Annotated in this window: 11 protein-coding genes; 6 read left to right on the top strand and 5 right to left on the bottom strand. The window is 62.0% G+C overall.

Going from position 1 to position 12,912, the window contains the following annotated elements:
• Positions 1-38: 38 nt before the first annotated feature.
• The 6 genes from KW842_RS13840 (at position 39) to KW842_RS13815 (ending at position 7,977) form a co-directional block, all read left to right on the top strand.
• A complete protein-coding gene (locus KW842_RS13840; RefSeq protein WP_218304666.1) occupies positions 39-536 on the top strand; it encodes a sigma-70 family RNA polymerase sigma factor in 498 nt (165 codons plus the stop codon).
• Positions 536-1,477, top strand: coding sequence for a FecR domain-containing protein (locus KW842_RS13835; protein WP_218304665.1), 942 nt, complete (start codon positions 536-538; stop codon positions 1,475-1,477). Before KW842_RS13840 ends, KW842_RS13835 begins: the two co-directional genes overlap by 1 nt.
• A 70-nt stretch (positions 1,478-1,547) precedes the next feature.
• The gene (locus KW842_RS13830; protein WP_218304664.1) at positions 1,548-3,977 is read left to right on the top strand and encodes a TonB-dependent receptor; all 2,430 of its coding nucleotides are present in this window, start codon (positions 1,548-1,550) and stop codon (positions 3,975-3,977) included.
• A 50-nt stretch (positions 3,978-4,027) separates the two neighbouring features.
• A complete protein-coding gene (locus KW842_RS13825; protein WP_218304663.1) occupies positions 4,028-4,417 on the top strand; it encodes a DUF2946 domain-containing protein in 390 nt (129 codons plus the stop codon).
• A 75-nt stretch (positions 4,418-4,492) separates the two neighbouring features.
• Positions 4,493-6,499 (top strand): TonB-dependent receptor, encoded by a 2,007-nt coding sequence (locus tag KW842_RS13820; RefSeq protein ID WP_218304662.1) that lies wholly within the window; start codon positions 4,493-4,495, stop codon positions 6,497-6,499.
• A complete protein-coding gene (locus KW842_RS13815; RefSeq protein ID WP_218304661.1) occupies positions 6,496-7,977 on the top strand; it encodes a PepSY domain-containing protein in 1,482 nt (493 codons plus the stop codon). The genes KW842_RS13820 and KW842_RS13815 overlap by 4 nt, the downstream gene beginning before the upstream one ends.
• Here the strand turns inward: KW842_RS13815 and KW842_RS13810 are convergent.
• From KW842_RS13810 to KW842_RS13790, 5 genes are all read right to left on the bottom strand, one after another.
• Positions 7,974-8,615 carry a VTT domain-containing protein gene (locus KW842_RS13810; protein ID WP_218304660.1) on the bottom strand — a complete coding sequence of 214 codons (642 nt, stop codon included), beginning with the start codon at positions 8,613-8,615 and terminating at the stop codon, positions 7,974-7,976. The genes KW842_RS13815 and KW842_RS13810 overlap by 4 nt on opposite strands.
• 66 nt (positions 8,616-8,681) lie before the next feature.
• Positions 8,682-9,653, bottom strand: coding sequence for a glycosyltransferase (locus tag KW842_RS13805; RefSeq protein ID WP_218304659.1), 972 nt, complete (start codon positions 9,651-9,653; stop codon positions 8,682-8,684).
• A 2-nt stretch (positions 9,654-9,655) separates the two neighbouring features.
• A complete protein-coding gene (locus KW842_RS13800) occupies positions 9,656-10,696 on the bottom strand; it encodes a bifunctional UDP-4-keto-pentose/UDP-xylose synthase (RefSeq protein WP_218304658.1) in 1,041 nt (346 codons plus the stop codon).
• A gap of 76 nt (positions 10,697-10,772) precedes the next feature.
• A complete protein-coding gene (locus KW842_RS13795; RefSeq protein WP_218304657.1) occupies positions 10,773-12,080 on the bottom strand; it encodes an ATP-binding protein in 1,308 nt (435 codons plus the stop codon).
• On the bottom strand, positions 12,077-12,739 hold the full coding sequence (locus tag KW842_RS13790; RefSeq protein ID WP_218304723.1) for a response regulator transcription factor: 663 nt from the start codon (positions 12,737-12,739) through the stop codon (positions 12,077-12,079). The genes KW842_RS13795 and KW842_RS13790 overlap by 4 nt, the downstream gene beginning before the upstream one ends.
• Between the last annotated feature and the right edge of the window lie 173 nt (positions 12,740-12,912).

The raw sequence follows: 12,912 nt of genomic DNA, 5'->3' as shown, positions 1-12,912 counted from the left end.
GGTATCATGAGAATAATTATCATTTACAAATTTTTCTCATGTCCCCCGTCGAAGCCCGCCAACAAGCCGGTACGCTCTATAACGAGCATCACGCCTGGCTGGCGACATGGCTGAGCCGCAAGCTGCACTGCCGCAGTCTTGGCGCGGATCTGGCGCACGACACCTTCCTGCGCATCCTCGGCAGCCGGCTGCCGCTGGACCTGCGCGAGCCGCGCGCCTATCTGACCACTATCGCCAAAGGCTTGCTGAATAATCACTTGCGTCGGCAGCAGCTGGAGCTGGCCTATCTGGAAGCGCTGGCGGGCATGCCGGAGCCGGCCCAGCCATCGCCAGAAGAACGCCTGGCGGTGCTGGAAACGCTGAGCGAGATCGACCGCATCCTCGACCGCCTGCCGGCCAAGGCCCGGCAAGTGCTGTTGCTGGCCCAGCTGGACGGGCTGTCCTATGACGAGATCGCCAAGCTGCTGGAGATCTCGCTCAGCACCGTCAAGCGCCACATGCTGCTGGCCCTGCAGCGCTGCCTGAAAGCGCTGTAATGCAGGCAGCGATTCCCGACCATATCCTGACCGAGGCGGCCACCTGGCTGATGGAAATGCACGACGGCCCGCTGCCGCCCGAACGCCGTGCCCAACTGGCCCAATGGCGCGAGCGCAGCCCGGAGCATCAACGCGCATGGGAAAAGGCCTCGCTGCTGATGGACAAATTCAGCGGCCTGCCGCCAGGCGGCGCAATCGCGCTAAGAAAAGCGCCCGCGAGGCGGCGCGCCATCAAGACCGTGGCGGCGCTGCTAGTCGCCGGCCCGGCCGCCTGGCTGGCTTTCCGTCATGCGCCCTGGCTGCAAAATGACAACACCTACCGCACCGCGATCGGCGAGCATCGGGAAATCGTGCTGGCCGATGGCACGCGGGTGCATCTGAATACCGATAGCGAAATCGACGTGTTCTTCAGCCAGACCCTGCGCGGCATCTGGCTGCATCGTGGCGAGATCCTGGTCACCACCGCCAAGGACCCGCGCTCGCTGATGGTATCCGTGGACGAAGGCTACATCAAGGCGCTGGGCACACGCTTCATGGTGCGCCGCTCAGGCGAGCAAAATAAGATTGCAGTATTTGAAGGCGCGGTAGAACTCAGCCTGAGTGAAGCGCCCTACTCCCTTTTGCACGTCCCGGCAGGCAAGCAATCAGCGATGTCCGCGACGCGCATTGATCCGTTGTCCGACGCCGACGATAACAGCAGCGCCTGGGCCAGCGGCATGCTGATCGCCAACCAGATGCCGCTATCGCAGTTCATTGCCGAACTGAGCCGCTATCGCCGCGGCGTGCTGGAATGCGATCCGGCCTTGGCCAGATTGCCAGTCTCCGGCGTGTTCCCGCTCAACGATACGAGTTTGGCGCTATCGCTGCTGGAACAAACCATGCCGGTCCACATGCAATACCGTACCCGCTACTGGGTCCGCGTAACCCGGCCTGAAAAATAATTGAGCCTTTTTTGAATCTCGTTGGGCATATCAGATAAGAACAACACATCTGATCCATGAAAGGCCCGCAATGAATTTATCTCCTTTGCCATTGATACTCGCCTGTGCGCTGGCGCAGGCGGCGCCGGAGGCCGTCCAGGTCTACGATATTCCGGCTGGTCCGCTGAGCCAGGCACTGTCTGGTTTTGCCGCGAAAGCCCGCGTACCGCTGTCGTTTGATGGCCGGCTGCTGGAAGGAAAAACCAGCAAGGGGCTGCACGGCAGCGTGTCAGTCGAGGATGGCTTTGCGCGGCTGCTGGACGGCAGCGGTCTGCAAGCGCAGCCGCTGGCGAATGGTGCTTATACGCTGAAGGTCGCGCCTCAAACGCCTCAGGCAAGCAAGCCGGCGACGGCGACGGCCGCTCCGGCGGAGGAATCGTTGCCGTTGCAATCGATTGAAGTGACGGCCCAGCGTACCAAGAGCAATCTGATCCGCCCTACCCGGCAAAGCACCGTCATTACCCGCGCTGAACTGGAGGAGCTGAACCAGACCTCGGACAGCCTGGCCACCGTACTTAGCAAAGTGGTGCCGGGCATGGCGGATTCCAGCCGCACCATCACCGACTATGGCCAGACGCTGCGCGGCCGCAGCACGCTGGTGCTGGTGGATGGCATCCCGCTCAACACCAACCGCGATTCGTCGCGCAATATGGCGGCGCTGAACCTGAGCAGCATCGACAAGGTTGAAGTCGTGCGCGGCAGCAGCGCCATTTACGGCGCAGGAGCCAGCGGCGGCCTGATCGCCATCACCACCCGCCCGGCTGGCGGCGCGCCGCTGGCGGAAACCACGGTTACACTACGTTCGGCGCTATCGCACATCGACGCCGACGGCATGGGCGGCGAAGTCCGTCATTTCATGTCCGGTTCCAATGGCGCGGTTGACTACGCATTCAACATCGGCCTGCAACACATCGGCGGCTCCTTCGATGGCAAAGGCAAACGTATCGCTCCCGAGCCTAGCCAGGGTGATCTGTTCGACAGCAACAACTATGCCGTGAGCGGCAAAATCGGCATGCGCATCGACCGCGCACAGCGCGTCCAGTTGTCAGTCAGCCGCTACGTTGCCGACCAGGACAGCGATTATGGCTCCGATCCATCGGTAAGCCGCCTTCCGGCAGGCGCAGCCATCGCCAAGCCCATCGATGGCTTGCAACTGGCGCAGCAAAACCAGCTGCGCAACACGCTGGCCAGCCTGAATTACCAGCATCAGGATGTGCTGGGTGGCAGCCTGTCCACCCAGCTGTACTATCGCGATTATTACACGCGATTTACGCCATTCGACGCGCGCGCGGTGTCCACACGCGGCAATAACGTCGACCAGGTGATGCAGAATTCGCGCGTGGCTGGCGGCCGCGCCACTTTCGACACCCCGTTGGCAAGCCAGCTCAAGCTGCTATGGGGCGTGGATTACAATCAGGAACGTAGCGACATGCCGGACGATATTTTCAACCCTGCCGTCTACGACGCCAGCGCAGGCAAAATCTTCCAGAAGACCGGCACGCTAATCTACATGCCGCTGCTGACCACGCGCAGCATAGGCGGCTTCGGCCAGCTGCAATACAAGCTGAATCAGCAATGGGCGCTGGAAGGTGGCCTGCGCTACGAACACGCCCGCGCGCGCTTTGATGATTTTGTGCCGCTGTCGCAGATCCGCGCCGCCAGTCCGCAGCAGGTCAAGGGCGGCGCGCTGAGCTACGGCGCGTGGATGGGCAACGTCGGCGCGGTCTACAGGATCTCGCGCGATCATGAAGTATATGGTTCGTTCAGCCAGGGCTTCCAGCTACCGGATATGGGCGTACAGATCCGCAACGCCACGCCCGCGTTCAAGCTGGCATCGTCAGCATTGGAACCGGTCAAGACCAACAACTATGAACTCGGCTGGCGCGGCGGCGTCAACGATCTGCAAGGCGCGCTGGCGGTGTTCTATACCACGTCCAAACTGGGCGATGTGCAAAGCTTCAACAACGGTTTGATCCTGACCCGCACCGCGGAGAAAATCAAAGGCCTGGAAGCAAGCGCCGACTATCTGCCGGCCGACGCAGCCTGGGGCGGAGGTGCGACGCTGACCACCCTGTCCGGCCGCGAAACGCCGCAAGGCAGCAGCAAGGACCAGCGCATGTCCGGCTACCGCATTCCGCCACTGAAGATCACTGGCTATGTGCAGTACAAGCCAAGTGGAACCTGGAGCAACCGCCTGCAACTGACACACTATGGCCAGCGCGATTACCGGCTGAATGGCGTCGCCGGTTTCGGCCGCCGTGAAGTCAGGAGCTACACCACGCTCGATCTGGTCAGCCGCTTCCAGTTGACGCCACGCGACAGCCTGAGTGTGGGCGTCGAGAACTTGCTGAATCGCTACTACCTGCCGGCCTACAGCCAGCTTATGCGCAGTAGTAACAACGCCAGCCGCCTGCCAGCACCGGGAGCGGTGCTCAACCTGAGCTTCAACCATCGCTGGTAAAAACCAGGAGGCTAAACGCAAGCAAATCCATCCTGATTTACAATAGCGCCATGTCCTCCTTCCTTAACCGCCGCGTGCTTGTTGCCTGGATCGCCTTGCTGGCCGTCCTGTTTGGCGCGCTCGCACCGGTGGTGTCGCATGCGATGTCGGCCAGCCGTGGCAGTCCGCCGCAATGGCTGGAGCTGTGCGGCGTCAATGGCGTCAAGCGCGTGCAGCTGCCGGCCAGCGACACACCGCACCAGCCGGATCTGATGCAGCACATGGAGAAATGCCCGTACTGCGCCGCACACGCCAGTCCACAGGCATTGACGCCGCCGGAAGCGTTCAGCTTCGCCGTCGTTGGCGGCCATGACCTCTACCCTTCGCTATTCCACCACGCGCCCGCGCCGCTGTTCCCATGGGCCGCCGCCAAGCCGCGCGGGCCTCCCGCTACTTCCTGAGTCTTATTCCATCCGTTTGCATGGCGGCACAAGCACGTTCGCTTGCGCCGCAGGAATCTCTACAGGGAAGTAACTATGTCATCTGCAAAAATATACGCGCAGGCAGCACTGCTGCCCGCGCTTCTGAGCGCGTCAGCTTTTGGCCTGGCGCAGGAAAACGGCGATGATGCCGCACTGGTGCTGGGCCGCGTGGAAATCAGCGCGCAACGCAGCGGTCCCATGGCCGCGCGCAGCGTACTCAGTTCAGTCGATATCCTGGGCGCGGAACTGATCCAGGACCAGCAATCGCAACACACCTGGGAACTGTTCTCGCGCGCGCCCGGCGTGATGCTGACGCAGTTCCGGCAAGGGAATGAGTCCGGCAAGCTGTCCTTCCGTGGCTTCAATGGTGAAGGTGAAGTCAATGCCGTCAAGCTGCTGATCGACGGCATCCCCAGCAACGACAACGCCGGCGGCATGCCGTTTCTCGACATGCTGTTCCCGCTCGAAATCAACAGTATCGAAGTGGTACGCGGTACCAATGACCCACGCTACGGCCTGCACAATATCGCCGGCAATGTGAACATCAACACCCGCCTGGGCGGCAACGATAGCGATGTGCGGATCGGCTACGGCAGCTTCGCCACCCGCCAGTTGCAATTCGCGCAAGGGATCGAAAGCGGCAACTGGACGCAGAACTATTTTGCCGGCTATCTGCAATCCAACGGTTACCGCGCCAATAGCGGCTTCGATAAACTGACCGTGGGCGGCAAATGGTTTTACACCAGTGACGATGGCCGCACGCGTTCCGGCCTGATCCTGCGCCACACCGAAAGCAAGGGCGACGAAGCCGGCTATCTGGAAGCCAAGGATGCACGCAGCGACCCAAGCACCGCCTATGCCTACGCGCGCGCCACCGGCGGCAATCGCGACATGACGCAGGCCAGCCTCCATCTCGACCATCGATTGAGCGAGCGGCTGTCGCTGGCCGCGAGGCTGTATCGCAATAGCGTGCAGGACCAGCGCTGGCTGCGCTACTCCATCATCACCTCGCAGCAGGAGCGCGTGATCGATGAAACCCACGAGGGGCTGCTGGCCAGCCTGACCTACCGTCTGCCAAGTGTGTCGATGGAGGCCGGCGTCAGTGCCGAGCATCAGCACGATGCCAGCCCGCGCTACAACACCAGCAATCAGGTACGCGTGTCCACCACACGCGACCAGCACTTCCGCTTCGATACCTACGGCGGCTATGTGCAAGCCGTGCTGCAACCGCTGCCAGGCGTCAAGCTGATACCCGGCTACCGTGTCGACAAAGTGGCAGGCGATTTCACCGACCGCAGCCGCAATGTCCACTACGATATCCAGGACTATGGTCTGATCAGGCAGCCGAAGTTCAGCGCGGTCTATGCACCAAACACCACCGCCAGCATCTACGCCAACTGGGGCAAGACTTTCCAGGTCGGCGCCGGTGCGGCCGCCTATCAGAGTACGGATAGCGCGCTACGGCCATCGATCAATGAAGGCTGGGAAGGCGGCGTCAAGTTCACGCCAGTGGAATGGCTGAACGGCCGCGTGGCGCTATGGCGGCAGGATGCGTCGGATGAGGTCAAGCGGCGTCTCAACGACCCGGCCGGCGGCTCGGAAAACATTGGCAGTACGCGCCGCGAAGGCGCCGATGCCCAGCTCAATATCCGCACCAGCAGCGGCGCGTCGGCCTGGGTAAGCTATTCCTGGCAGCGCTCGCGCATCACGCGGCCGGATCCGGCCGCGCCAGCCACGCTGGGCAAGCAGATCGACCACCTGCCTGGCCGCCTGTACTCTGCCGGCTACGAGATGCAGCTGACGCCAGCGCTTAAACTGTCCGCCTGGGCCAACGGCCAGGGCGACTACTATCTGACCACCGCCAACACCGGCAGCAAGTACGGCGCATACACTCTGCTGAACGCCAGCGCCAGCTACCGCGTGTCGCGCAACCTGACGCTGGACGTGCAGCTGAAGAATCTGGCAAATCGCTACTATGAGTACGTCTGGCTGAACGATCAGACGCGCCATGCGCCCGGCGATGGCCGGGCTGTCTACGTCTCGGCCAATATCAGCCTATGAGCAAGCGACTCTTATTCCTGCTGCACCGCTGGATGGGCATCATACTGTGCATGTTCTTCGCCATGTGGTTCTTGTCCGGCATGGTGATGATGTATGTCGGCTATCCCAAGCTGACCGAAACCGAGCGCCTGCAGCATCTGCCCACACTGACGGCGGATGCTAGCCTGCTCGCACCGCAGCAGGCCATGGAACGCGCCCACATCAGCGGCCCGTTCGCCGACCTGCGGCTGTCCATGGCCAGCGCCGGCCGGCCGGTCTACCTGGTGCAGCCAACGGCCAGCAAGGCGACCATCGTGGTCGATGCGCGCACCGGACAGCGTGTGATGGTCACGGATGCGCAACGCGCGGTCGCCAGCGCCGCAGCCTATGCAGGTCCTGGCACAGCGCCGCGCTACCTGGACATGACCGATGAAGACGCCTTCACCCACACGCGCAGCCTGGACCGGCACCGCCCGCTGCATCGCGTGCAGCTGGACGATACGGCGCAAACGCTGCTTTACATCTCCGGCCGCACCGGCGAAGTGGTGCGCGACGCCTCGCGCAATGAGCGGCTGTGGAATTATGCCGGCGCGTGGATACACTGGCTGTATCCCTTCCGTGGTGGCGTGCTGGATCGCTATTGGGCGGATATCGTCAACTGGCTGGCCATCGCTGGCACAGTGATGGTGCTGATCGGCGCCACCGTGGGCATACAGCGCTGGCGCTTTTCGCGGCCATATCGCAGCGGTTCGCGCTCGCCCTACCCTGACAAGTTCATGCGCTGGCATCACATCGGCGGTCTGCTGTTCGCGGTGATCGCCACCACCTGGATTTTCAGCGGGCTGATGTCGATGAATCCCTGGCGCGTGTTCACCAGCAGTGCCGCGCAACTGCGGATGTCGTCGCTGGAACAGGGAGCGCTACAGCCATCCGCGCTGGATGCTGCCCCGGCTGCGTTGCTGGCCGCAGCTAACGGCGACATCCGCGAGCTGCGCTGGACGCGCGTATTGGGACGCACCGTGGTGCTGGCCCAGCCAGCAAGCGGCAAGCCGACACTGATCGACAGCCACAGCGCGACAGCAACCGTCATCGACGCCAACGCGCTGACCGAAGCCGCACGCGGCCTGCTGCCTGCGCCGTTGATCAGTGTTGAGACTTTGTCCGCCTACGATTTTTACTATTACAGCCGCGATGAGCACAGCATGACCAGTGGCAGCGTTAAGCCGTTGCCGGTGCTGCGGCTAGTGTTCGCCGACGCGCAGCATAGCTGGATTTATCTCGATCCGCATACTGGCATGGTGGTCACGCGTTGCGACCGGCTGCAACGCTGGAGCCGCTGGCTGTTCTCCTTGCTGCATAGCTGGGATTGGCTGCCGCTGGTGGAACGCCGTCCCCTGTGGGACGGCGTGCTGATCCTGCTCAGCCTCGGCGGCGTGGTGATGAGCCTGACCGGCGTGGTGATCGGCTGGCGGCGGCTGGGAAAGAAACTGCGTGCTTAGGCTGCGGCACGGGCGCGCAGCCAGCCCGCGATCGCCGGCACGATGGACAGCACCACAATGCCCATCACCACGGCGGTCAGGTTTTTACTGATCCATGGGATGTTGCCGAACAGGTAGCCTGCCGATACCAGGCTGCCGATCCACAGGAAGGCGCCGCTGACGTTATAGCCCAGGAACACCTTGCGCGGCATCGAACCCAGCGCGGCGACAAACGGCGCCAGCGTGCGGACGATCGGCACGAAACGGGCCAGGATAATCGTCTTGCCGCCGTGCTTGTCGAAGAAATGCTGCGTATGCAGCAGGTGTTCCTGCTTCACGAACGGGATTTTGCTGGTATCCAGCGCCCTGCTCTTGAACCACGAGCCTATGCTGAAATTCAGCGCGTCGCCTGCAACGGCGGCGATAAACAGCAGCACACACAGCGTTACCGGGTCCAGCAGCCCCTTGGCTGCCAGCGCGCCGGCAATGAATAATAGCGAATCGCCAGGCAGGAAAGGCATGACCACCACCCCGGTCTCAATGAAGATAACCAGGAACAGGATCAGATAGACCCAGTCGCCATGCTGATCAATCAGCTGCGCCAGATGCGTGTCCAGGTGTATAAACCAGGCCATGAAGGCGGCGAGCAACTCTTCCATCTATTTCCCCTCGTTAATCAAATAGCATCAATTCTAAACAAACAATCATTAAGAAGGCGTTAAATATCAGTTGAGTGTGAAATGTTCGCGCGATTTCTGCTCAAGAATGGTCTGCACCACGTAGCGTGGGCGGGCGCGCACTTGCTGATAGATGCGGCCTACGTATTCGCCCAGCAGTCCGATGCCAAACAAAATCACGCCCATGAAGAAGAAGGAAATTGCGAACAGCGTGAACACGCCTTCCGCCTCGGCGCCCAGGAATAGGCGGCGCACCAGCAATATCCCCACCAGTCCGGCGGATGCCAGCGACATCAGCATGCCCAGCATCGAATAAAACTGCAGCGGAATCAGCGAGAAGCCTGTCACCAGATCGAAATTCAGGCGGATCAGGCTATACAGCGAATATTTCGACTCGCCGGCGGCGCGTTCCTCGTGCTCGACCACGATTTCGGCCGGGTTGCGCGCGAAACGGTATGCCAGCGCCGGCACGAAGGTATTGACCTCGGCGCACTGGTTCATCAGGTCGACCACATTGCGGCTGTAGGCGCGCAGCATATTGCCCTGGTCGGTGATTTTGATATTGGTAATGCGCTCGCGCAGCCGGTTCATGGCCTTGGACGCGTAAGTGCGCCACGCGGCATCCTGGCGCTTGCGGCGGATCGAGCCGACGTAATCATGGCCTGCGCGGATTTTGGCGACCAGCTTGCCGATTTCCTCCGGCGGATTTTGCAGGTCGGCGTCCAGCGTCACCATGATCTGGCCGCGCGCCGCCTCAAAGCCCGCCAGGATGGCCATATGCTGGCCGTAGTTGCCATTGAATAGCACCACCCGCGTCACATCCGGACGCTTGCGGAACTGCCCGGCCAGCACCGCGACTGAATTATCGCGGCTGCCATCGTTGACAAATACAATCTCGTAGCTGGCGCCCAGTTTGTCCAGCGCCGGATACAGCCGCGCGAACAGCGCAAACAGGCCGGCCTCCTCGTTATAAACGGGGATGACGATAGACAGTTCAGGCGGTGGCAGGTCGCGGTTCATGATTACTCCATCAGGGCGCGCGCGGCGGTCACTTGGCTACGGTAAGCATCGAAGATTTTTTTCAGCGCATCGGCCATGCTGGTGGATGGCTTCCAGCCCAGCTCCTCGCAGGTGTTGGTGATCTTCGGTACGCGGTTCTGCACATCCTGATAGCCAGTGCCGTAGTACGCGCCAGAGGTGGTTTCAACAATCTTCACTTGCGCGGCGCCGCTGGCGTATTCCGGATAATGCGCGGCCAGCGTCATCATCATGTCGGCCAGTTCGCGGATCGAGTAGTTGTTGACCGGGTTGCCGATGTTATAGATTTTCCCGCTGGCGGCGCCGTTCTTGTTCTCGATGATCTTCATCAGTGCGTCGATGCCGTCGTCGATGTCGGTGAAGGCGCGCTTTTGGTGGCCGCCGTCGACCAGCGAGATATTCTCGCCGCGTACGATATGGCCGAAGAACTGCGTCACGACGCGCGACGAGCCTTCCTTCGGCGTGTGGATCGAATCCAGGCCGGCGCCGATCCAGTTAAATGGGCGGAACAGCGTGAAGTTCAAGCCTTCCATGCCATAGCCCCAGATCACGCGGTCCATCAGCTGCTTGGCGTTGGAATAGATCCAGCGCGGCTTGTTGATCGGGCCGCAGATCAGTTCCGAGTTCTCCGGATCGAATTCCTCGTCATGGCACATGCCATACACTTCGGAGGTCGATGGAAACACCAGATGCTTGCCGTATTTGGCGGCGGAACGCACGATCGGCAGGTTGGCTTCAAAATCCAGCTCGAACACGCGCAGCGGCGCTTTCACATAGGTCGACGGCGTGGCAATCGCTACCAGGGGCAAAATCACATCGCATTTCTTGACGTGGTACTCGACCCACTCCTTGTTGATGGTGATGTCGCCTTCAAAAAAGTGCATGCGCGGATGATTCAGCAGGTCCGGAATGCGGTCGCTATTCATGTCCATGCCATAGACATGCCAGTCGGTGGTTTCCAGAATGCGCTTCGACAAATGGTGGCCGATAAAACCGTTGACGCCGAGGATGAGGACTTTCTTCATTGATGCACCGCTTATACGTTAGTAAAGCAGTGATTCTGCCGCCGCGATCATGAACAGCGCATTAAAGATTCCTGAATCAGCACGTGAATAACACCGTCACGCTCAGGCCCTTGCCCTGTTCGCCCTCGCCATTGTCCAGCCGGATCGCCGCCCGATGATGATCAGCGATATTGCGCACAATGGACAGGCCAAGGCCGGCGCCCCAGACATCGTTGCCGTCGGGCCGGTAGAAGCGGTCGAACAGGCGTTCCCGCAGCGCTGGCGCCACACCGGGGCCGTTGTCGCGCACGCACAGGAAAGGCTGGCCCTGCTCCACGCCAGCCAGCAGGTCGACGCGGCCGCCGCGCTGCGTGTAGCGCAAGGCGTTGTCCACCAGGTTATTCAGCAGCACGCGCAGGCCATCCGGATCCGCTTGCAGCACCAGCGGCGCAAAGGACTCCACGCCCAGGTCGATCTCGCGGCTATCGGCCAGCGCGGAATGATCGGACACCACGCTGGCCAGCAGCTTGTTGACCTCCACCGCTTGCAGCTGCGTGCGGGCCAGGCCGGATTCGTGACGTGCGAGACTGAGTAGCTGGCGCACCAGATGGCTGCCCCGGTCCAGACGCTCATGCATCTTGCTCAGCGCCAGTGCGCGCGCGGCCTCGCCGTCGGCGCGTTCCACCAGTTGCAGCTGCAGCTTGAGCGCGGTCAGCGGCGAGCGCAGTTCATGCGCGGCGTCCGCCACAAAGGTTCGCTGCGCCGCCAGCGCTTCATCAAACTTGCCCATCAGGCCATTCAATGCGGTGACCACCGGCAGCAGGTCCGGCGTCATGCTGTCCGGGTCCAACGGTTGCAGCGCCGTCGGCGACTGCCCGACCACCGCCTGCGCCAGACGGTCCAGCGGGCGCAGCGCGCGTCCCACCACCACCAGCATCAGCGCGGCAAACAGCACCGCGATGACCAGCAGCGGTGCACCGGCGCGCCAGGCCATGCCCAGCGCCAGCTCGTCGCGCACATGCTGCGGCTGGCCGACCTGCACATAGCGGCCGTGCGCCTGTTCGCCATACACGCGCCAATTGTCGCCGTTCACCATGATCTGGGCATAGCCGTCCAGCTGATAGCGCGGCAGCTCGGTCAGGCCCGCCGCCACGGCGCGATGCGCGACTGAGCTGTCGGCGTTCCAGGCTTGCAGCACAAATTCTTCTTCCGGATCGTTGCTGCCGGCTTGCACGCCGCCGCTCAGATCACCCGGCAACGCGCCCGCCAGCTGGCGCAGCTGCAAGTCGGCCAATTCATTGGTTTCCGCCAGCAGCGAGCGGTACAGCATGGTACCCGCGCCGAGCACGCAGGCCAGCGTAGCGCACAACAGGCCAATCAGCAGTTGTTGACGGATGGTCCTCATGGTGCGGGGCTCACTTTGTAGCCGACGCCGCGCACATTCTTGATGAAGTCGGCGCCGAATTTTTTCCGCAAACGGTGCACATACACGTCGACCGTATTGCTCTCGACTTCGGCATTCCAGCCATACAGTTTGTCCTCCAGCTGGCTCTTGGACACCACGCTGCCCGGACTGTCGAGCAAGGCGCGCAGCACCGCGAATTCGCGCGCCGACAGCTTGACCGGCTCGCCCTCGAACTGCGCCTCGTGGCTGGCCAGGTCCAGCACCAGCGCGCCATGCACCACCAGCGAGCGCGTCCGGGCAACCCGGCGCCGTAGCAAGGCGCGGATGCGCGCCAGCAGCTCGTCCAGGTCGAACGGCTTGACCAGGTAGTCGTCGGCGCCGCCGTCCAGCCCCTCCACGCGGGCAGGCGTGCCGTCGCGCGCGGTGATGATCAGCACCGGCAGGTCAGCGCCGCAGGCGCGCAAAGTGCGCAGCACGTCCATGCCCTGCTTGCGCGGCAGCCCCAGGTCGAGCAGCAGCAGATCGTAGTTGATGGTTTTTAGCGCCAGGTCGGCCGCCTGGCCATCGCGTACCCAGTCCACCGCGTAGCTCTCGCCGCGCAAACCGTCTTCGATACTTTCGCCGATCATCGGATCGTCTTCCACCAGCAGCAAGCGCACCATCCACTCCTATTTTTGTCAATATGACCAGCCGCCTGATGGTAGCGCGGCCAGAGTTAACACTACATTAAAAATGTTGCCGCAGAGCTGGCGGATTGCATAATTCACGGCGATAAATTAAAATGGAATGATTCTTATTCACGGATTATTCTTGCTGCAGGTGCCCGCACCTG

Source organism: Duganella sp. sic0402 (assembly GCF_019219065.1).
In the GTDB taxonomy this organism is placed as follows: domain Bacteria; phylum Pseudomonadota; class Gammaproteobacteria; order Burkholderiales; family Burkholderiaceae_D; genus Rugamonas.
This window is presented reverse-complemented; position numbering and strand designations above follow the sequence as displayed.

Bases quoted from the DNA above. Each gene is read 5' to 3' on its own strand.
- KW842_RS13810 (WP_218304660.1), bottom strand. From the start codon at position 8,615: ATGGAAGAGTTGCTCGCCGCCTTCATGGCCTGGTTTATACACCTGGAC.
- KW842_RS13840 (WP_218304666.1), top strand. From the start codon at position 39: ATGTCCCCCGTCGAAGCCCGCCAACAAGCCGGTACGCTCTATAACGAG.
- KW842_RS13835 (WP_218304665.1), top strand. From the start codon at position 536: ATGCAGGCAGCGATTCCCGACCATATCCTGACCGAGGCGGCCACCTGG.
- KW842_RS13830 (WP_218304664.1), top strand. From the start codon at position 1,548: ATGAATTTATCTCCTTTGCCATTGATACTCGCCTGTGCGCTGGCGCAG.
- KW842_RS13815 (WP_218304661.1), top strand. From the start codon at position 6,496: ATGAGCAAGCGACTCTTATTCCTGCTGCACCGCTGGATGGGCATCATA.
- KW842_RS13805 (WP_218304659.1), bottom strand. From the start codon at position 9,653: ATGAACCGCGACCTGCCACCGCCTGAACTGTCTATCGTCATCCCCGTT.
- KW842_RS13825 (WP_218304663.1), top strand. From the start codon at position 4,028: ATGTCCTCCTTCCTTAACCGCCGCGTGCTTGTTGCCTGGATCGCCTTG.
- KW842_RS13795 (WP_218304657.1), bottom strand. From the start codon at position 12,080: ATGAGGACCATCCGTCAACAACTGCTGATTGGCCTGTTGTGCGCTACG.
- KW842_RS13820 (WP_218304662.1), top strand. From the start codon at position 4,493: ATGTCATCTGCAAAAATATACGCGCAGGCAGCACTGCTGCCCGCGCTT.
- KW842_RS13800 (WP_218304658.1), bottom strand. From the start codon at position 10,696: ATGAAGAAAGTCCTCATCCTCGGCGTCAACGGTTTTATCGGCCACCAT.